The sequence below is a fragment of the Microbispora hainanensis genome, assembly GCF_006874475.1.
In the GTDB taxonomy this organism is placed as follows: domain Bacteria; phylum Actinomycetota; class Actinomycetes; order Streptosporangiales; family Streptosporangiaceae; genus Microbispora; species Microbispora hainanensis.
Map to the genome: position 1 here is coordinate 80979 of NZ_VIRM01000024.1, position 19641 is coordinate 100619.

18 protein-coding genes are annotated in these 19641 nt (G+C 71.6%); 12 read left to right on the forward strand and 6 right to left on the reverse strand.

Annotated features, from left to right (window positions below):
- The first annotated feature begins 16 nt into the window (after window positions 1–16).
- The 4 genes from FLX08_RS20290 (at window position 17) to FLX08_RS20305 (ending at window position 3742) form a co-directional block, all read left to right on the forward strand.
- Window positions 17–1237 (forward strand): LolA family protein, encoded by a 1221-nt coding sequence (locus tag FLX08_RS20290; RefSeq protein ID WP_142620448.1) that lies wholly within the window; start codon window positions 17–19, stop codon window positions 1235–1237.
- Window positions 1234–2298 carry an ABC transporter ATP-binding protein gene (locus tag FLX08_RS20295; protein ID WP_142620449.1) on the forward strand — a complete coding sequence of 355 codons (1065 nt, stop codon included), beginning with the start codon at window positions 1234–1236 and terminating at the stop codon, window positions 2296–2298. Before FLX08_RS20290 ends, FLX08_RS20295 begins: the two co-directional genes overlap by 4 nt.
- Window positions 2291–3205: an ABC transporter permease gene (locus tag FLX08_RS20300; RefSeq protein ID WP_142620450.1), complete on the forward strand. Its 915-nt coding sequence runs from the start codon at window positions 2291–2293 to the stop codon at window positions 3203–3205. Before FLX08_RS20295 ends, FLX08_RS20300 begins: the two co-directional genes overlap by 8 nt.
- Before the next feature lie 63 nt (window positions 3206–3268).
- Complete coding sequence (locus FLX08_RS20305; protein WP_142620451.1) at window positions 3269–3742, forward strand: hypothetical protein; 474 nt, start codon at window positions 3269–3271, stop codon at window positions 3740–3742.
- Here the strand turns inward: FLX08_RS20305 and FLX08_RS20310 are convergent.
- The 3 genes from FLX08_RS20310 to FLX08_RS20320 are packed head-to-tail and all read right to left on the reverse strand — an operon-like array spanning window position 3669 to window position 6079.
- Entirely contained in the window at window positions 3669–4472 is an 804-nt protein-coding gene (locus FLX08_RS20310) for an ABC transporter ATP-binding protein (RefSeq protein ID WP_142620452.1), read from the reverse strand. The genes FLX08_RS20305 and FLX08_RS20310 overlap by 74 nt on opposite strands.
- A 5-nt stretch (window positions 4473–4477) precedes the next feature.
- Window positions 4478–5266 carry an ABC transporter permease gene (locus FLX08_RS20315; RefSeq protein WP_244312776.1) on the reverse strand — a complete coding sequence of 263 codons (789 nt, stop codon included), beginning with the start codon at window positions 5264–5266 and terminating at the stop codon, window positions 4478–4480.
- Window positions 5267–5272: 6 nt separating this feature from the next.
- Window positions 5273–6079 carry an ABC transporter permease gene (locus FLX08_RS20320; protein ID WP_142620453.1) on the reverse strand — a complete coding sequence of 269 codons (807 nt, stop codon included), beginning with the start codon at window positions 6077–6079 and terminating at the stop codon, window positions 5273–5275.
- Window positions 6080–6194: 115 nt separating this feature from the next.
- Here FLX08_RS20320 and FLX08_RS20325 point away from each other — a divergent pair, with 115 nt between their 5' ends.
- The 3 genes from FLX08_RS20325 to FLX08_RS20335 all read left to right on the forward strand — a co-directional run bounded on the left by FLX08_RS20325 (window position 6195) and on the right by FLX08_RS20335 (window position 9940).
- Window positions 6195–7175: an alpha/beta hydrolase gene (locus FLX08_RS20325; RefSeq protein WP_142620454.1), complete on the forward strand. Its 981-nt coding sequence runs from the start codon at window positions 6195–6197 to the stop codon at window positions 7173–7175.
- A gap of 245 nt (window positions 7176–7420) precedes the next feature.
- Entirely contained in the window at window positions 7421–9091 is a 1671-nt protein-coding gene (locus tag FLX08_RS20330; protein ID WP_167530495.1) for a serine/threonine-protein kinase, read from the forward strand.
- Window positions 9092–9136: 45 nt separating this feature from the next.
- Entirely contained in the window at window positions 9137–9940 is an 804-nt protein-coding gene (locus tag FLX08_RS20335) for an ABC transporter ATP-binding protein (protein WP_142620456.1), read from the forward strand.
- 129 nt (window positions 9941–10069) lie between these two features.
- Here FLX08_RS20335 and aceA read toward each other — a convergent pair whose 3' ends face one another.
- Window positions 10070–11362 carry an isocitrate lyase gene (gene aceA / locus FLX08_RS20340; RefSeq protein WP_142620457.1) on the reverse strand — a complete coding sequence of 431 codons (1293 nt, stop codon included), beginning with the start codon at window positions 11360–11362 and terminating at the stop codon, window positions 10070–10072.
- Between the two features lie 244 nt (window positions 11363–11606).
- Between aceA and FLX08_RS20345 the strand changes: the two genes are divergently transcribed.
- The 4 genes from FLX08_RS20345 to FLX08_RS20360 all read left to right on the forward strand — a co-directional run bounded on the left by FLX08_RS20345 (window position 11607) and on the right by FLX08_RS20360 (window position 17302).
- On the forward strand, window positions 11607–13079 hold the full coding sequence (locus FLX08_RS20345; protein WP_244312777.1) for a helix-turn-helix domain-containing protein: 1473 nt from the start codon (window positions 11607–11609) through the stop codon (window positions 13077–13079).
- 269 nt (window positions 13080–13348) lie between these two features.
- Window positions 13349–14806 (forward strand): arabinofuranosidase catalytic domain-containing protein, encoded by a 1458-nt coding sequence (locus tag FLX08_RS42190; RefSeq protein ID WP_142620458.1) that lies wholly within the window; start codon window positions 13349–13351, stop codon window positions 14804–14806.
- Window positions 14807–15068: 262 nt separating this feature from the next.
- The gene (locus FLX08_RS20355) at window positions 15069–16034 is read left to right on the forward strand and encodes a glucosyl-3-phosphoglycerate synthase (RefSeq protein WP_142620459.1); all 966 of its coding nucleotides are present in this window, start codon (window positions 15069–15071) and stop codon (window positions 16032–16034) included.
- A gap of 56 nt (window positions 16035–16090) precedes the next feature.
- Window positions 16091–17302, forward strand: a complete 1212-nt coding sequence (locus tag FLX08_RS20360; protein ID WP_142620460.1) for an acyl-CoA dehydrogenase family protein — start codon at window positions 16091–16093, stop codon at window positions 17300–17302.
- Here the strand turns inward: FLX08_RS20360 and FLX08_RS20365 are convergent.
- Together FLX08_RS20365 and FLX08_RS20370 are read right to left on the reverse strand one after the other, a co-directional pair.
- Window positions 17280–17795: an alpha/beta fold hydrolase gene (locus tag FLX08_RS20365; RefSeq protein WP_208761556.1), complete on the reverse strand. Its 516-nt coding sequence runs from the start codon at window positions 17793–17795 to the stop codon at window positions 17280–17282. The genes FLX08_RS20360 and FLX08_RS20365 overlap by 23 nt on opposite strands.
- The gene (locus tag FLX08_RS20370; protein ID WP_142620461.1) at window positions 17792–18766 is read right to left on the reverse strand and encodes an alpha/beta hydrolase; all 975 of its coding nucleotides are present in this window, start codon (window positions 18764–18766) and stop codon (window positions 17792–17794) included. Before FLX08_RS20370 ends, FLX08_RS20365 begins: the two co-directional genes overlap by 4 nt.
- A gap of 185 nt (window positions 18767–18951) precedes the next feature.
- Here FLX08_RS20370 and FLX08_RS20375 point away from each other — a divergent pair, with 185 nt between their 5' ends.
- Window positions 18952–19614: a TetR/AcrR family transcriptional regulator gene (locus FLX08_RS20375; protein WP_142620462.1), complete on the forward strand. Its 663-nt coding sequence runs from the start codon at window positions 18952–18954 to the stop codon at window positions 19612–19614.
- The last annotated feature ends 27 nt before the right edge of the window (window positions 19615–19641 follow it).

Sequence of the window (19641 nt, forward strand, 5' to 3'; positions counted from 1 at the left end):
TAGTGGGAGATGTGAAATGGCGAAGAGAGCCCGCGCCGTGAGGTGGGGAGTGCCGGTGGCGGCGGTGGCCGTGGTGGCGGCGGCCGTGGGGACGGGGCCGGTGATCGCGGCGGTGCGCAGCGAGCCGTCCCTGCCCGACCGTACGGCGGAGCAGTTGCTGGCCGACGTCGCGCGCACCTGGCAGACCGGCCGGATGCCGCAGATGTCCGGCACGATCGTCGAGACGGCGTCGCTCGGCCTGCCCTCGCTGCCCGGCCTGTCCGGGTCGTCCGGAGGGCCGGGGCCGTCCGGCGGGGCCTCGATGGCGTCGCTGCTGTCGGGGTCGCACCAGCTCAAGATCTGGTACGCGGGGGAGGACAGGTTCCGCCTCATGCTGCCGGGGGAGATGAGCGAGACCGACGTCGTCGCCAACGGCGGCACGGTGTGGCTGTGGGACAGCGCCGCCAACACGGCGACCCGTCTCACCGTCCCGGCCGGGTCGGCAGGCGGGCACGGCGGGCATGACGCCCCCTTCCCGATGCGGTCCGGAGCCGCGTCGCCGTTCGCGACGCCGGACCAGGCCGCGCGGCAGGCGCTGGAGGCGGCCGGCACCGACACCGCGATCAGCGTCGGCGACGACGTCACGGTCGCGGGCCGCGCGGCCTACCAGATCGTGCTGACGCCGAAGTCGGCCGACTCGCTGATCAGGGACGTCCGGGTGGCGCTCGACGGCGAGAAGCTGATCCCGCTGCGCGTCCAGGTGTACACGAAGGGGGCGGCCGAGCCGGCCTTCGAGGTCGGCTTCGAGTCGCTGTCGTTCACCGCTCCCGCGGCGGAGAACTTCTCCTTCACGCCGCCGGCCGGAGCGAAGGTCGAGGAGGGCACGGCCACGCCTCCGGCGGACCACCGGCCGGAGGCGGTCGCCGAGGCGCACGACCGCGGCCGCGTCGTCGGCTCCGGCTGGGACAGCGTGCTCGTCACCTCCCTGCCCGACGCCCCCGCCCAAAAGCCCGACGCCCCCGCCCAGAAGCCCGACGCCCCCGCCGAGAAGCAGGACGGGAAGGAGCGCGGCGGCCTGGACGTGGCCGCGCTGCTCGACGGCCTGAAGGGGGCGGCCACCCCCGTCAGCGGGGAGTGGGGCAGCGGCCGGCTGCTGAGCACCAAGGTGGTGTCGATCCTCATCACCGACGACGGCCGCCTGCTCGCCGGCGCCGTCACCCCGGAGGCCCTCTACCGCGCGGCCGGTGTGAAGGGATGACCGAGCCCACGCACCGCGCGCGAGCGGGGGTCGCGGTGGACCGGCGGGACGCGGTGACGGTGGGCACGCGCGCGGGGGCGTCACGGGAGGACACCGGGGCGCCCCCGCCCTCCGCCGGGGCCGCGGACCCGTCCGCCATCGTCACGTCGGGTCTCACCAAGCGCTTCCGCGGCGGCCAGGTGGCCGTCGACGGCGTCGGCCTGGCCGTGCCCCGCGGCTCGGTCTTCGGCTTCCTCGGCCCCAACGGCTCGGGCAAGACCACGACGATCCGCATGCTGCTCGGCCTGGTCGCCCCGACCTCGGGCACGTGGTCGCTGCTCGGGACGCCCATGCCGGACGGGCTGGCCCGGGCGCTGCCGCGCGTCGGCGCGGTGGTCGAGGGGCCGGCCTTCTATCCGTACCTGTCGGGCGAGGCCAACCTGCGCCGCCTCGACGCGGCCGATCCCTCGGCGGACGCGCGTACGGCGCCGGCCAGGATCGCGGCGGCGCTGGAGCGGGTGGGGCTGACGGCGGCGGCGGGCAAGCGCTACCGCACCTACTCGCTCGGCATGCGCCAGCGCCTGGCCATCGCGGCCGCGCTGCTGGTGCCCAGGGAGCTGCTCGTGCTCGACGAGCCGACCAACGGCCTCGACCCGCAGGGCACCCGCGAGGTCCGCACGCTGATCAGGAGGATCGCCGAGGACGGCACGACCGTCTTCGTCTCCTCCCATCTGCTGAGCGAGGTCGAGCAGATGTGCACCCACCTCGGCGTCATGCGCGCCGGGCGGCTCGTCGCCCAGGGCCCGATCGCCGCGCTGCGCGCGTCGGGCGAGGAGCCGCGCCTGCGGGTGGAGACGCCGGACACGGACGCGGCGGCGGCCGTGCTGGCCGGGGCCGGGCTCGGCGACGTACGCGTCGCGGACGGCGAGGTCACGGCGGTCGCCGGCGCCCGGGCGCCGGAAGAGATCTGCGCGCTGCTCGTGGGCGAGGGCGTGGCCGTGCGCGGGTTCGGCGTGGTGCGTCCCACGCTCGAAGACGTCTTCGTCGGGCTGACGGGAGAGGGGTTCGATGTCGATGGGTGAGAACGGGACAGCGGTGTCGGAGGCCCGGCCGCTTGCACGGGAGGAGGCACCCGTCAGGGAGGAGCGGCGGCCCGCCCGGCCCGCCCCGGGCCCGGTGCGGCACCTGACGCGGTTGCTGGCCTCCGAGATCGGGCTGACCTTCCGCCGCCCGCGCAACCTCGCGATGCTCGGCGTGCTCGCGGTCGTGCCGGTCGTGGTCGGCATCGCGGTGCGGGTCGCGTCGGACGGCGACGCGGGCGGCTCGATCATCGGTCAGATCGCCGGCAACGGCCTGATGCTGACCTTCGCCGCGTTCGTCGTCATGATGCCGATCGTGCTGCCGCTGACCGTGTCGGTCGTGGCGGGCGACGCGATCGCCGGCGAGGCGGCCCAGGGCACGCTGCGCTACCTGCTCGTCGCCCCGGCAGGCCGCACCAGGCTGCTGCTGGTGAAGTATGCCAATGTCGTGGTCTTCTGCCTCGCGGCGTGCGCGCTTGTGGCGGTGTCGGCGCTGGTGACCGGGCTGGTGCTGTTCCCCGTCGGGCCGGTGACGCTGCTGTCGGGCACGACGATCCCGGCGGCCGGCGCCCTGCTGCGTGTCGGGGTGGTCGTCCTGTACGCCGCCGCGGGGATGGCCGCGCTCGGCGCGGTCGCGCTCGCGGTCTCCACGCTGACCGAGGCGCCGATCGGGGCGGTGGCCACGAGCGTCGTGCTGGTGGTGGTCAGCCAGGTGCTGAGCGCGATCCCGCAGGTGGCGGCCGTACGGCCGGTCCTGCTGACCTCGTGGTGGGGCGCGTTCGACGGGGCGTTGCGGGCGCCGGTGGCGTTCGACGAGATGGGGCGAGGGCTGTTCGCCTTCGCCGCGTACGTCCTGGTTTTCGGCTCTCTCGCCTGGTCGCGCTTCACGAGTAAGGACATCACGGCGTAAGGCTGCCCTTTACCGTTCTTTATCGCTAGTGTTGCCGCGGACCTCTCACCCAAGGCGGTGTTCATGCGGCACTTCTTCGGGCTGCTCCTTGGCGTTGTCGTCGCGGCGGCTCTTCTCCTCGGTGGTGGATGGGCGTCCCAGGAGCTGGTCCGGGGAGCGGCACAGATCGTCGACCCGGCCAAGGACACCCGGATGCTGATCGCCATCGGCGTGATGGCCCTTGTGGGCCTGCTGCTCGGGCTGGTGCTGGTCGGCCGGGTGTCCCCGCTGGCGACGTTCATCCCGTCGATGGCGCTGCTGGCCTGGACCGTGGTCTACGTGCTCGACGTGTCGCGCGCCGCGAGCCTCGTGCCCACCGGGCCGTCCGTGCAGGCCGAGCTGCTGCAGGCCGGCCGGGGGACGCTCATGCTGCTGTCCTCCGGCGTGTACGCCCTGCTCGGCGTCGCGTTGTTCCTCCCGGTGCTCATGCCGTCGCGCTGGGCCCGTCCGGAGCAGGAAGAGGAAGAGGAGGAGTACGAGGAGTCGTACGGCTTCTGAGATAGAGCTCGGCCACGACGTCCTCGATCGAGGCGCGTCCCGGCGCGGTCGCCCGCAGCTCGTCCACGGTGCCGTCGAAGGCCAGCCGGCCGTGGTCGATCAGCAGCACGCGCCGGCACAGCCGCTCCACGTCGCCCAGGTCGTGGGTGGTCAGCAGCACCGTCGTCCCGTGCTCCGCGCATCGCCGCCGCAGGAAGTCGCGCACCTCCGCCTTGCTGACGACGTCGAGCCCGATCGTCGGCTCGTCCAGCACGAGCACGACGGGGTCGTGCAGCAGCGCGGCGGCGATGTCGCCGCGCATCCGCTGGCCCAGGCTGAGCTGGCGCACCGGCGTCGCGAGGAAGCCGCCCAGGTCGAGCAGGTCGCACATCTCGTCGAGCCGCTCCCGGAACACCTTGCGATCTACTTTGTAAAGGAGCCGGACCAGTTCCAGGCTGTCCCGCAGCGGCAGGTCCCACCACAGGGTCGTCCGCTGGCCGAAGACGACGCCGATCCTGCGGGCGAGAGCCGTACGCCGCCGGGAGGGGTCGAGACCGGCCACCCTGACCCGGCCCGACGTGGGCGTGAGGATCCCGGTCAGCATCTTGATCGTGGTGGACTTGCCCGCGCCGTTCGGGCCGAGGCACGCGACGAACTCCCCGGCCGCGACCCGGAAGGACAGGTCCCGTACGGCGTGCACGACCCGGCCGCGGACCCTGAAAGTTCTCCCGGCCCCGTCTGCCTCGATCACTCGTCTCAGCTCCCCGTCGATCGGTAGCGGCGGATCCCCGCCCGCCACGCGAGCGCGGCGACGGCGGCCAGCGCGAGCGCGGCGGCGGGGGACAGCAGGCCCGTCCACGACGGCAGCCCGAGCGGATCTGGCCGGCCGAGCACATAGAGGCCCGGCTGCCAGTTGACGAACGCCAGCGGCAGCCCGAAGGTCAGTCCCCGCACGATGCGGGGGTCGTAGACGCTCAGCGGATACTGCGTGAGCGTCGCCCCGCCGTACGTGAACGCGTTGGCCACCTCGGGGGCGGCGGTGAGCAGGAACTGCAGCGCGCCGCCGAGCGTGAAGAGCGCCGCGAAGATCACGACGCCCGAGACGACCATGACCGGCACCATCCAGACGCGGCCGAGCGGGACGTCCAGCCGCGACAGGCCCACGGCGAGCACGGCACCCGCCTGGATCGACCGGCCGATCCGGTGCGGCGTGAACCGGTCGGAGGCGACCTGCACGAAGGGCGCCGCGGGCCGGATCAGCATGACGTCGAGCGTGCCGGACACGATGTGCCGGCTGATCCTGTCGAGGTTGCCGAACAGCAGGTCGGCGAGCGCGAACGCCAGTTGCGACGCGCCGTAGAGGAACATGACCTCGGTCAGCCCGAAGCCGGCCAGCGTGCCGGTGTTGGCGAAGATCACCCAGATGGCCGCGATGTCGAGGCCGCCGACCACCACCCCGCCCGCCGTCATGAGCGCGAACGACACCGGATATTGCGCCGCCGCCCGCGTCCACGTCCAGGCGAGCAGTGCGTACGTCCTGATCACGGGCGCTCACCCACCCTGGATCACGACCTTCCTGCGGGCGGCGCCGGTCATCAGCGCGCCCAGCGCCAGCAGGACGGCCGCCCACAGGGCCTGGAAGCCGAGGGCGCGGGCGGGATCGGCCGTGCCGAGATAGACGTCGGCGGGCACCTGTGCCATCGCCGACCACGGCAGCGCCCGGGACAGGTCCCCGAACCATCCGGGGAAGATCGTCAGCGGCAGCATGAGCCCGCTGAAGAACGTCGTGAGCACCATCGACAGCACCGCGAGACCCCGGTCGTCCATCACCCAGCAGGTGGCCAGCGCGACGATGTAGCGCCACGCGAAGCTGACGACCACGCCGAGGGCGACGCTCAGGAAGAACGCGGCCGGGGCGTGCGGGGCGACGATGCCGAACAGCAGCGCGCCCACGAGGGTCGGCGGGCCGCCGCGGACGACGAAGAGGTACACCGCCCGGCCCAGGTCCTCCGACAGGCACCACAACTGCAGCGACGCCGGGCGGACCAGGTCGAGCGCGACGTCGCCGGTGCGGATCCGCTCCGGCAGGTCGAGGCCGCCGCCGAAGAGTTGCATCGGGCCGATGAACGCCTGCGTGAGGAACGTGAAGGTGACCGCGTCCGCCGCGTCGTACCCGCCGAGGCCGGGACGGGCCTGCCACAGCGCGATCAGCACGTACGCGCGGAGCACGCCGAAGACGGTGTTGGTGAACGCCCCGGCCAGCGCGGCGGCCCAGTAGGTCGCGTGCCTGCGGAAGCCGTACCAGGCCAGCCGCGGATAGAGGGAGACGGCGGCGCCGTGGCCGGGGATCACCGTCATAAGTGCCTCATGTCCTGCGCCGTTATCTTGTCGTAACCTTGCTGTGAAGTGAGTGAAACATGCCTACCGGTAGAACGGATGACCTAACGGGGAATGTCCCTTTTGGGAGGCTTGTATGGGACATGAGCTGAATGTGGACGTACGTCCGGAATATCCGGTCAGCTGGCAGGCCACAGCGATCAACGGAGTCCTGCGGGGCACCATGAAGCCGATCTCCACCATCCTCGTGCGCAACACCGCGGGGATGGCCGTGGCCAGCCGCATCATGTGCCTCGGCGAGCGGGTCCCCGGCATCCTCCCCAAGCACGTGTCCATCGTTCCAGACAGGTTCGGCTCGTGCACGGGAGAATGGGTGCGCGGAGCTTCCGGCCTGGACGAGGGCAAGGTGCTGCTCTACTTCCACGGCGGGGCCTACTTCGTCTGCTCCCCGGCCACCCACCGGCCGATCACGTGGCGGTTGTCGGCCGCCGCCGGCCGTCCGGTGTTCTCCCTCGACTACCGCCAGGGCCCGGTCCACTCCCTCGCCGAGTCGCTGTCGGACGCGCTCCAGGCGTACGAGTGCCTGCTCGGCCTCGGATACGCCGCCGGGGACATCGTGCTGGCCGGGGACTCGGCCGGAGGTCATCTCACCCTCGCCACGCTGCTGGCCCTCCGCGACCGGGGCATGCCCCTCCCCGCCGCCGGCATCTGCCTGTCCCCCTGGGCCGACCTCAGCTCCGGCCGCCACCGCGCCAACGCCTGGTCCGACCCCATGCTCCCCGCCGGCCGCGTCGACTGGCTCGCCCGCCGCTGGACCGACGGCCTCGACCGCTGCGACCCCCTCGTGTCCCCCGTGTACGGCGACTACACCGGCATCCCCCCACTGATGATCGTCACCGGTTCCACCGAGGTCCTGCGCGACGAGGCCCGCCGGGTCGCGGTCAGCGCCCGCGAGAACGGCGTGCAGGTGACCTACGAGGAGTGGAACCGCATGCCGCACATCTTCCCCCTCTTCGCCGACGCCCTCCCCGAAGGCCGCCTGTTCTTCGACCACGTCTCCCGCTTCCTCGACGCCGTCCGGGCCCACTCCTCCACCTCCGGCGCCGAGGCCGCCTGATCTACTTTCGGCCGGCGATAGGCGTGCCGGCGGGGAGCGCGCGCGGGAGGCGATCGGGGTGCTTATGCGGGGAACGGCGCTCATTTGTGGTTTATGAGACCAATGTGACCTGCGGTTTCTCCGGCTGGCCTTACCTAAAGGTGCCATTGGGCTTACCTCTCATGCCGCTTGGCGCTACTTCGGCGCGGGGTGCGTTCCAACCGGCCACAGTGGCTGTGCGGCACTTCGAGAGAGGTAGCGTCCGTATGGCACGTGGCGGAACGGCTTCCCAGAACGGCATGCCTCCCGGTGTGCGCCCGCTGACCGTGGGCGACCCGGTCGTCATCGGGCGCTACCTGCTGCTCGGCCGGCTGGGCAGCGGCGGAATGGGAGTCGTCTACCTGGCCGAGCACCCCAGTGGGGGATACGTCGCGCTGAAGACGCCGCATCCGGTGCACCTGGGGGACCCCACGCTGCGGGCCCGCTTCGCCGAGGAGGTCGCGCTCTCCCGGCGCGTGGCGCCGTTCTGCACGGCCGCCGTCATCGAGGACGGTTTCGACGGTGAGCGGCCCTACCTCGTCATCGAATACGTCCCCGGCCCCGCGCTCTCCCAGGTCGTCTCCGCCCGGGGGGCGCTCACCCCCGACCTCGCGTACGGCGTGGCCCTCGGCACGGCCGCCGCGCTCGTGGCCACGCACGAGGCCGGGCTGGTGCACCGGGACCTCAAGCCGGGCAACGTGCTGCTGTCGCCGCGCGGGCCGTTCGTCATCGACTTCGGGATCGCCCGCGACCTCGACGTCGCGATGGCGCACACGCAGGCCGGGCAGATCATGGGCAGCCCGGGCTGGGTCGCGCCCGAGCGGCTGCGCGGTCACCACGCCATCCCCGCCTCCGACGTCTTCTCCTGGGGCTGCCTGGTCGCGTTCGCGGCGACCGGGCTGCATCCGTTCGGCGGGGGCGACCTCGACGCGCTCACCCGGCGCATCCTGGTCGAGGAGCCCCGGATCGACGCCGTGCCGAGGCTGCTGTGGGGCGCCGTGGCGGCGGCGCTGCAGCGCGAGCCCGCCGACCGTCCGGACGCGGCGTGGCTGCTGGCCTCCCTGCTCGCGGCGGGCGGGGTCCGCGCGACCAGCGACCCCCGGCGGGCGGTCGCGGCCGTGCTCGACGAGATCTGGCAGCCCGTGCCCTATCCGGCGGGCGCCGTCCCCGGCCGGGCCACTCAGGGGACACGGAACCGCGCCTCCGGGGAAGCGACACAGGGGCCGGCACCGGAGGGCAGGGCGGAGCGGCGCCGGGCGGCGCGGTCGCGGGGACAGGTGTCCCACGCGGGCTTCGCGGCGCTCGCCACCGTGACGATCGCCGCGGTGACGGTGGTCGCGGCGGGCGCCGGGTCGGCCCACATGGAGAGCACGGCCGATCCGCCGCCCGCGGCGCCCGTGGTCATCCCCGGTGAGGACAGCGCGCTGCCGCCGGAGGACGCGCTCCGCACCGGCCCGCCGGTGGTGCCCATCGCGGACGCGGCCCGGCCCAGGGTGACGGTGACGGCCACGCGGACCATGCCGCCCGGCTCGACGCCCGCGCCCGTGACCACGGACGACGGCCGGCCGACCTCGCCGCCCTCGCCGGCACCGGCCGGGATGACCCTGCATCCGGGCGACGGGCGCTGCGTCACCGGGCGGCCGAGGGACTGCCGTCCGCCCCGGCCATCCCCGCCGGGCCGCCCAGGACGCCCCGGACAGCCGGGACATCCCGGACAGCCGGGCCACGCCGGGCAGCCCGGTCAGCCGGGGCAGGCTCATTCCCCGGTCCCGTCCTCAGGCGTCAGCCAGGAGCCGCAGTGGGGCGACGGGGAGTCGCCGCCGCCGGACCCGGGCGGCACCCCGCCGGCAAGCCCGCCGCCCAGCGTGGTGGCCACCCCCGCCCCGTCCATTCCCTGATACGACGTCTCGAGCGCGTGCCCGCGTGCAGCATGCTGTCTGTTCATGGAAGCAGCTCTCGAACTCGACGACGTGACCGTCCGCGTGGTCGGCCGGACCCTGGTGACCGGCGCCGACTGGCGGGTGGAGCACGGCCAGCACTGGGTGATCCTCGGCCCCAACGGCGCCGGGAAGACGACGATGCTCTCGGTCGCCGCGGCCGTACGGCACCCGAGCTCGGGGACGGCCAGGGTGCTCGGACGGCGGCTCGGCAGCGTCGACCTCCGGGAACTGCGCCGCAGCATCGGCCTGGTCGCGGCGAGCCAGCGGCTCGTGGACGAGTCGCTGCTGGAGGAGGAGGGCGCGACCGCGCTGACCGTCGTGCTCACCGGCCACACCGGGACGAGCGCGCCGCTGTGGGACCGGTATGGCGACGAGGAGCGGGAGCGGGCCCACCGGCTGCTGGCCGACCTCGGCTGCAAGGACCTGGCCGACCGCAGGTTCCAGGTGTGCTCGCAGGGGGAGCGGGCCCGCATCCGGGTGGCCAGGGCGCTGATGGCCGACCCGGCGATCCTGCTGCTCGACGAGCCGTTCGCGGGTCTCGACCTGCCGGCGCGGGAGGACCTGATCGAGGCGCTGGAAGACCTGGCCCGCACCCGGCAGGGGCTCACCACCGTGATGGTCACGCACCACCTGGAGGAGGTGCCGGCCACCACCACGCACGCGCTGCTCATGCGGGACACCCGCATCCTGACCGCCGGTCCCGTCGACGACGTGCTCACCGGCCCGAACCTGTCCGGCTGCTTCGGCCGCCGGCTGCGCATCGACGCGCTCGACGGCCGCTGGTACGCCCGCGCCCTGCGCGTCTGACCGCCGGGAGCCCTGACCCGGCCGCGAACACGGCGCGGCCCCGCCGCCGATCCGTCAGATCCCCGAGGGTGACCTGCGGACGGACGGCGGGGCCCGCCACCGACCTGTGTCCCGATATGCCCGCTGTGGTTAGTGAGCCCCTGCGAACTGTGCCTCCTCCGTCGAGCCCTTCAGGGCCGTCGTGGAGGAGTCCGGCGCGACGGCCGTGCTGACCAGGTCGAAGTATCCGGTGCCGACCTCCCGCTGGTGGCGGGTGGCGGTGTAGCCGTGCCGCTCGGCGGCGAACTCGGCCTCCTGGAGCCCGACGTACGCCGTCATGCCCTCCTGGGCGTAGCCGCTGGCCAGGTCGAACATCGAGTAGTTCAGCGAGTGGAAGCCGGCCAGGGTGATGAACTGGAACTTGTATCCCATGTGGCCCAGCTCGCGCTGGAACTTGGCGATCGTCGCGTCGTCCAGGTGCTTCTTCCAGTTGAACGACGGCGAGCAGTTGTAGGCCAGCATCTGCTCCGGGTGCTCCCGCTTGATCGCCTCGGCGAACGCGCGGGCCACGTCGAGGTCGGGCGTGGAGGTCTCCATCCACAGCAGGTCGGCGTACGGCGCGTAGGCGAGGCCCCTGGCGACGCAGGCGTCGACGCCGTTGCGGACCCGGTAGAAGCCCTCGGCGGTGCGCTCGCCGGTGCAGAAGGCCTGGTCGCGGGGGTCCACGTCGCTGGTCAGGAGCGTCGCGGCCTGGGCGTCGGTCCGCGCGATGACCAGGGTGGGGACGCCCGCCACGTCGGCCGCGAGGCGGGCCGCGTTGAGGGTCTTGATGTGCTGGCCGGTGGGGATCAGCACCTTGCCGCCAAGGTGGCCGCACTTCTTCTCCGAGGCGAGCTGGTCCTCCCAGTGGACGCCCGCGGCGCCGGCCGCGATCATCGCCCTCATCAGCTCGAACGCGTTGAGCACGCCGCCGAAGCCGGCCTCGGCGTCGGCCACGATGGGCGCCAGCCAGTGGGGGGCCTCCTCGTCGCCCTCGGCCCAGGTGATCTGGTCGGCACGCAGCAGCGCGTTGTTGATCCGGCGGACCACGGCGGGGACCGAGTTGGCCGGATAGAGGCTCTGGTCGGGGTAGGTGTGACCGCTGAGGTTGGCGTCCGCGGCCACCTGCCAGCCGGACAGGTAGATGGCCTTGAGGCCCGCCTTCACCTGCTGGACCGCCTGGTTGCCGGTCAGCGCGCCCAGGGCGTGGACGTAGTCCTCGTGGTGCAGCAGGTCCCACAGACGCTCCGCGCCGAGCCGGGCCAGCGTGTGCTCCTCCTGCACGGAGCCGCGCAGGCGGATCACGTCCTCGGCCGTGTAGGTCCGCTCGACGTTCGTCCACCGCGGATTGGTCTCCCAGTCCTGCTGCAGCCGCTGGGCGGCTGCGGTGAGGCGATCCGACATCTCCGGTCACTCCCTTGTTGCGTACGTTGTCGTCACCTGGGGCTTGCTTCCGAGTTTGTGTCGATATCAAGACACTCACAAGGAGTGGTCGGGCGAAAGAACCACAAATCTTCCGTCCTGCGCAAGACTGACGGGTATTCGACAGTGAAGAACCGCATAGTTTTCGCTGTGGACTAGACCAATCCGCGCGGAGTGGATCGGGTCTCGTTGGAAGAAACGCCGATTTTCCGCATAAGATCGGGTTATGACCTCCGTCCTGGGCGAAGAACCGCTGTCTTTGACGCACGAGCTCGATCTCCTGGCCTTCGGTCAGCGGCTCAAGCACCTGCGCAAGCAGCGCGGTCTCACGCTCTCCGAGCTCGGCGAGCGCGTCGGGCGTGCGCCCAGCCAGCTGTCGCTGCTGGAGAACGGCAAGCGCGAGCCCAAACTCTCGCTGCTGAAGTCGCTCGCCGCCGCGCTGAACGTCCCGGTGGAGGAGCTGCTGCGCAGGCAGGCGCCGAACCGGCGGGCCCAGCTCGAGATCGCACTGGAGGAGGCCCAGCGCGACCCGCTCTACGCGGGGCTCGGACTGAGCCGGCTGAAGGTCTCGTCGCGGGTGCCCAACGACGTGCTCGAACACATCCTCGGCCTGTTCGAGGAGCTCAAGGCCAGGGAGGCGAAGGGCACGGCCACGCCGGAGGAGGCGCGGGCCGCCAACGCCGAGCTGCGGCGCAAGCAGCGCGAGCTGGGCAACTACTTCGAGGAGATCGAGAAGGCCGCCGCCGAGGCGCTGACCGCCGTCGGCTACCGGACCGGCGCGCTGTCGGAGAGCACCGTGCAGGCGCTGGTGTCGCACTTCGGGTTCACCGTGCACACCGCGCCTGACCTGCCGCGCTCGGCGCGATCGGTGACCGACCTGCGCAACCGGCGCATCTACGTCAAACGCCAGCAGCTCGGCATGCACACGCCGCGCACCGTGCTGCTGCAGACGCTCGGGCACATCGCGCTCCAGCACCACAAGCCGCGCGACTTCGCCGACTTCCTGCGCCAGCGGGTCGAGGCCAACTATTTCGCCGCGGCCGTCCTCGTGCCCGAGGCGGCGGCCGTGCCCTACCTGCGGGAGGCCAAGCAGGACAAGGCGCTGTCGGTGGAGGACCTGCGCGACGTGTTCGCGGTGTCCTACGAGATGGCGGCGCACCGGTTCACCAACATCGCCACCCGCCACCTCGACATCGTCTGCCACTTCGTGCGCAACGACGCCGGAGGGATCATCTACAAGGCGTACGAGAACGACGGGATCGTCTTCCCCGCCGACGAGCAGGGGGCGATCGAGGGCCAGCGGATGTGCCAGCAGTGGTCGGGCCGCCAGGTGTTCCTCTCGCCCGACCGGTTCTCGGTCTATTACCAGTACTCCGACTCGCCCACCGGCACGTACTTCTGCATCGCCCACGTGGACCCGTCGCAGGAGAAGGACTTCGCGATCACCCTCGGTGTGCCCTACCGGGAGTCGCGCTGGTTCCGCGGGCGCGAGACCACCCACCGCACCCGTTCGAACTGCCCGAACGGTGAGTGCTGCCGCCGCCCGCCGGCCGAGCTCGCGCAGCGCTGGGAGGGCTACGCCTGGCCGTCGGCGCGCGCCAACTCCCACGTGCTCGCCGCGCTGCCGCCCGGGTCGTTCCCCGGTGTCGACGAGGCCGACGTGTACGCGTTCCTGGAGCGCCACGCCGCCCACGGCTGACGGGTGGCGGGCTCACGGATGAAAGTTTCACGACATCCCACCGATGCGGGGTGACCGCGGTAATGGAAGAGTCCAAGCGGTGCGCCGGCGGCACCGGGCCGCCTGAGACATCACATCTTTGCCCTTGACGCAGAAGCCTTCAGCGCATTGACTCCGCATTACCGTCAAACCGCGAATCGATGTCGGGCGTCGATTGATGTTAGCGCTAACACCGCCTGGCCGGGCTGCCGCCGTCCGCTCATGATTCCTGACCGAGAGAAGAAGGCGTCATGGTTTTGGGAAGACTGAGAAGGGCGTTCGCAGCCGGGGCGAGCGCGGTGGTCGCCGCCGGCCTGCTCGTCGGCCTCTCCGCACCGTCGGAGGCCGCCACGCAGGGGCCGTGTGACATCTACGCCGCGGGCGGGACGCCGTGTGTGGCGGCGCACAGCACGACGCGCGCTCTCTACGGCGGCTACAACGGCCCGCTCTACCAGGTGCGCCGTTCCTCGGACAACGCCACCCGCGACATCGGGGTGCTCAGCGCGGGCGGCGTGGCCGACGCCGCCACACAGGACTCGTTCTGCTCCGGCACCACCTGCGTGATCACGATCATCTACGACCAGTCCGGCCGCAACAACCGGCTCACCCAGGCGCCACCCGGCTATTGGCCCGGTCCCGCTGCCGGCGGATGGGACAACCTCGCCGACGCGAAGGCGGCCCCGATCACCATCGGAGGCCAGAAGGCCTACGGCGTCTACATCTCTCCCGGCACCGGCTACCGCAACAACAGCACCAACGGTGTCGCGACCGGCGACCAGCCCGAGGGCATCTACGCCGTCGTCGACGGCACGCACTACAACCAGTGGTGCTGCTTCGACTACGGCAACGCGCAGACGGACGGCCAGGCCGACGCCCCCGCCATCATGGAGACGGTCTACTTCGGCGCCGACAAGCAGTGGGGCTACGGATCCGGAGCCGGTCCCTGGATCATGGCCGATCTGGAGTGGGGACTGTTCTCCGGGGTGAACGCGGGCTACAACGACCTCGCACCCATCAACCACCGCTTCGTCACCGCCATCGTCAAGGGCGAGCCGAACCACTGGGCGATCCGGGGCGGCAACGCGCAGTCGGGCGGCCTGACGACCTATTTCGACGGACGTCGCCCCAACGGCTACAACCCGATGAAGAAGGAAGGCGCCATCCTGCTCGGCATCGGCGGCGACAACAGCGTCTCCGGGCGCGGCACCTTCTATGAGGGCGTGTTGACCTCCGGCTATCCGACGGAGGCCACCGAGAACGCCGTACAGGCGAACATCGCCGCCGCCGGCTACGCGTCGGCCGGAGGCGGCAGCCCGCAGCAGAACGTCGAGATCGTCGGCGGCCAGTCCGGCAGGTGCGTCGACGTGCCGGACGGCAGCACCGCCAACGGCACCCAGGTCCAGCTGTGGGACTGCTGGGGCGGCACCATGCAGCGCTGGACCTACACCTCCGGGAAGCAGTTGCAGGTGTACGGCAACAAGTGCCTGGACGCGTACAACCAGGGTACGTCGAACGGCACCCAGGTGATCATCTGGGACTGCAACGGCCAGGCCAACCAGCAGTGGAACGTCAACGGCAACGGCACCATCACCGGTGTGCAGTCCGGGTTGTGCCTGGACGCCAACGGCGCCGCCACCGCGAACGGCACGAAACTCATCCTGTGGTCCTGCAACGGGCAGGACAACCAGCGGTGGAGCCTGCGCAGCTGATCCTTGCCGCCTGGTCCGGCACATGCAGGGGGATCGAGGGAAGGCCTGGGCCGAGGCCCGGGTCTTCCCGGTCCGCAGGGCGGCGCTGTTCACCGGCGCCGGCATGTGCCCCGGCCTCGGCCGCGGCGCCGTACGGCTTCGCCGCCCTCGTGTACGGCATGGCGGGGGTGCCGGCGCTGGGAGGGGGCTCGTGCTGATCGCCTCTTCCGGCCGCCGCATAAGGTGATGCCAGTAAAACGTGGCGCACAGGGGGAGGACGGGCGTGCTGGCTGAGGTGGAGGCCTGGCTGAGTCGGCGTACCTCGTCGGCGGCCGACTGGCCGGCCCGCGCCCTGCTGGCCGCCAAGGGAGGCACCACGATCTCGGTGGTGCTGCCCGCGAGGAACGAGGAGGAGACGGTCGGGGAGATCGTCTCCGCCGTGCGGCGCGACCTCGTCGAGGCCGTCCCGCTCGTGGACGAGCTGGTCGTGATCGACTCCCGGTCGTCCGACGACACGGCGGCCCGGGCCTTACGCGCGGGGGCGAAGGTCTTCGCGCAGGACGAGATCCTGCCCGAGCTGCACGATCCGGACTACGACGGCAAGGGCGAGGCGCTGTGGAAGTCCCTCGCGGTGACGAGCGGCGACCTGGTGGTGTTCGTCGACGCCGACCTGCGCGAGTTCCGCACCTCGTTCGTGACCGGCCTGCTGGGGCCCCTGCTGGCCGACCCCGCGGTCGGATACGTGAAGGCGTGCTACGACCGGCCGTTGCTCGGCGCGACGGAACCGAACGCCGGAGGCAGGGTCACCGAGCTGGTCGCCCGTCCGCTGCTCAACCTGCACTGGCCGCTGCTCGCCGGGTTCGTGCAGCCGCTCGCCGGTGAGTACGCCGGCCGCCGTTCGGTCCTGGAACGGGCGCCGTTCGTCACCGGATACGGCGTGGAGCTGGGGCTTCTCATCGACCTCCTCGACATGGTGGGACTGGACGCGCTCGCCCAGGTCGACCTGGGCCGCCGCGTCCACTCGCACCAGTCGACGGAGGCGCTCGGCAGGATGGCCGGGCAGATCATGCACACCGCCTGGGCGCGGCTGGAGCGCCAGGACAAGATCGTTCCGTTGCACGAGCCGTCCGCGCGGCTCGTCCAGTTCGAACGCGGGCCTGCCGGGCACCGCCCGCTGACCAGGGACGTCGGGGTGGCCGAGCGACCGCCGATGGCGACGGTCCCGCAGTACGCGTCCCGGCTGCGCTGATCGGGCTCCCTCCTAGTGTTACCGTTGGTAACACCCCTACGAGAGGAGAGCCCCCGATGACCTTCTGCCCCGAGTTGAGCGACGACCTTCGCGAACTGCGCGACTGGGTCCGCGAGTTCGCCCGGGACGTCGTCCGCCCGGCTGGGGCGGAGTGGGACGAGCGCGAGGAGACGCCCTGGCCGGTGATCCAGGAGGCCTCCAAGATCGGGCTGTACTCGCTGGACTTCTTCGCCCAGCAGTGGTTCGAGGAGTCGGGGCTCGGCCTGCCCGTGGCGTTCGAGGAGCTGTTCTGGGGGGACGCCGGCATCGGCCTGTCGATCGTGGGCACCGGCCTCGCCGCCGCCTCCATCGCCGCGAACGGCACCCCCGAGCAGATGGGGGAGTGGCTGCCCCAGATGTTCGGGACCGCCGACGACGTCAAGCTCGGCGCGTTCTGCTCCTCCGAGCCGGACGCCGGCAGCGACGTCGGCGCGATCAGGACGCGTGCGGTCTACGACGAGGCGAAGGACGAGTGGGTCCTCAACGGTGTGAAGACCTGGGTCACGAACGGCGGCATCGCCAACGTGCACGTCGTCGTCGCTTCGGTCGACCCCTCGCTCGGCACCCGGGGCCAGGCGTCCTTCGTGGTTCCGCCCGGCACGCGCGGCCTGTCCCAGGGGCAGAAGTTCAAGAAGCACGGCATCCGCGCCTCGCACACGGCCGAGGTGGTCCTGGACGACGTACGGGTGCCCGGCCGGTGCCTGGTGGGCGGCAAGGAGAAGCTGGACGAGCGACTCGCCCGCGTACGCGCCGGCGCGCGGTCCGGCGAGCAGGCCGCGATGCGGACCTTCGAGACCACCCGCCCCCTCGTCGCCGCCATGGCCGTCGGCGTGGCGCGTGCGGCCTACGAGTACGCCCGCGACTACGCCCGTGAGCGCGAGCAGTTCGGCCGCAAGATCGGGGAGAACCAGGCGGTCGCGTTCCTGCTGGCCGACATGGCCACCCGGGTGGACGTCGCCCGGCTGATGACCTGGCGGGCGGCCTGGATGGCCCGGCACGGCCGGCGGTTCGAGCAGGCCGAGGGCTCGATGAGCAAGCTGGTCGCGAGCGAGACGGCCGTCTGGACGAGCGAGCAGGCCATCCAGATCCTCGGCGGGGCCGGCTACACCCGCGAGCACCCGGTCGAGCGCTTCCACCGCGACGCCAAGATCTTCACCATCTTCGAGGGCACCAGCGAGATCCAGCGCCTCATCATCGGCCGCGCCGTCACCGGCCTCCCCGTCCGCTGATCCACTCCTCACCCGGGGCCCACGCCTGTGAAGTCTCGGATGAGCCGAGCGAGTCTCTCCGGCTGGTCCAGGGGGATGAGGGTGTAGCTGTCGTCCACTTCGGCCAGTTGTCCGTGCGGTCGAACGCATCGCAGGAGGCGAGCACGACGCGCCCCACGGGCGCGGCGCCGTCGCACATGAGCAGCTGGACGAGCGCTCCGCCCGTGTCATTGCCGACGAGGGTGACGTCACGCAGGTCGAGGCGTTCGAGGAACTCCGCGACCAGCCGGGCCGTCCCGCGCAGCGACAGGTCGGCGTCGGGGCGCATCGCGTGACGATGCGCCCCGAGCGGCAGCGTCGGCGCGACGCACCGGTGGTCGGCGGACAGGCCGGAGATCAGTTCGTCCCACAGCGAGGCGTCCATCATCAATCCGTGCAACAGCACGAGCGTGGGCCCGCTGCCGCCGGTGTCCACGTACTCGATCGTCCCTGCGGACAGCTCGATCTTCTTCACGTTCCTGTTCCTCGGCGCCGTACGCGATCAACGGGCGCGGAGCGATCCGCTCGCGCAGGTTCGAGCAGGTGCCGGCGCAGGAAGGACAGCTGCGCCTCGACGGCCTGCTCGTGCTTCTCCAGGAACGGGGCGTAATGCCCGCCGGATATCCGGACGAGCTCTCCGCGGGGAGCACGGTTCGCCGCCCGGACGGACGGCTCGACGAGTGACGTCTGATCCTGGTCGCAGACGAAGACGAGCAGTGGGCACCGCACCCCGGCCGCGTACCGGCCGGGCCGGTAGACCGTGAGGCGAAGCGCTGAACGGGCGGCGACACTCTGCTGCCAGTCCGGGTACCTTTCCGGACGCAGCGCGCGGCCGGTGTCGAGGGCGTCCGGCGTCGTGAGCATCGCGACGGTCCCCGGCTCTCCGACGAGCGGCACCAGCCGCGGCGGGCGACCCACGAGACCGCCGAGGGCATCGAGAACGGCGCGACCGGTGAACCGCAGCATCGCGAGCGGCCTCTGGTGACGTGCGGCGTTGCGGGCGATGGCCGGACCGTCGGCGTTCGGCGTCTGCGCGATCGCCGCGCCAAGCTGCGGGTTGCGCGCCGCGACGCGGAAGATGTGACCGCCGGAGGCGGAGAAGGCCCAGACCGTGAGCCTGGTCGAATCGACTCCCGGCAGAGTCCGGGCGAAGCCGATCGCGGCCTGCCAGTCGTCGAGCTGGTCCCTCACCGGGAGGGCCAGGCGCGGTCGCCCGCCGCTCTCCCCGAGGCGGCGGTAGTCGAAGGCGAGGACCGCGAATCCGGCCTGGTTGAACCGCTTCGCGAACAGGTCGGTGGCCGGTTCCTTGGGCACCGCGAACCCTCCGGCCATGATCACACAGGCGCCGTTGGTTCCCGGATAGTGCCAGGCGGCGCACTCGGTGTCGCCGCTGGTGAAGCGAACCCTCTCCCGCTCCACGGACTCGGTCGCGTCATGTTCGCTCATCGGGGGGTGCTCTTCTCTGGTCGTGGGGCGCGGTCGGGGGTGCTCATGCGTGCCCTCCAGGGTCAGCCGGTCGAGCGGATCCGTATCGTGAGGCATGCCTCAGGTTGATTCGACTGTAGCACTAACATGAGGCACCCCTCATGATGGGTTATCTGAGGGGTGCCTCATCTCGATATCCTGGGATCATGTCGCGATCCGCCGAAGAGCCCGCCTCCCCGGCCCGGCCGCGGCGTCGGGATGCGCAGCGCAATCGGGAGCGCTTCATCGCCGCCGCTCAGGCCGCGTTCGCGGCGCACGGCGTCGACGCCTCCCTGGAACAGATCGCCCGCGACGTCGGCCTGGCGATCGGCACGCTCTACCGGCACTTCCCCACACGCGTCGATCTCCTGCTGGCCGTCTTCGAACCCAAGGTGCAGAAGTTCGTCGAGACCGCCGAACACGCCCTGGCCATGGACGACGCGTGGGAAGGCTTCTGCGTCTTCCTCGAAGCGCTGTTCGGCATGCAGGCCGGAGACCGCGGATTCAACGACCTGGTCTCGATGCGCTTCCCGGCCAGCGAGCGCACCGAGGCGATGCACGACCGGCTCTACCAGCTCCTGGAGAAGATCCTGCACCGCGCCCAGGAGCACGGCGTCGTGCGCCCGGACATCACCGAGGCCGACATCATCACCCTGGTCTGGGCCAACGGCCGCATCATCGAGGCCACGAGCCACGCCGCACCCCAGGCCTGGCGGCGCAACCTGCATCTCATGATCGACGCGTTCCGGGCCGAGAACCGGCACGAACTGCCGGAACCTCCGCTGACCGGAGAGCAGCTCTACGCGGCCATGGTCCACCTGAGCGGCTAGTGGTAAGTGTCAGGCCGGCCGGGGTGC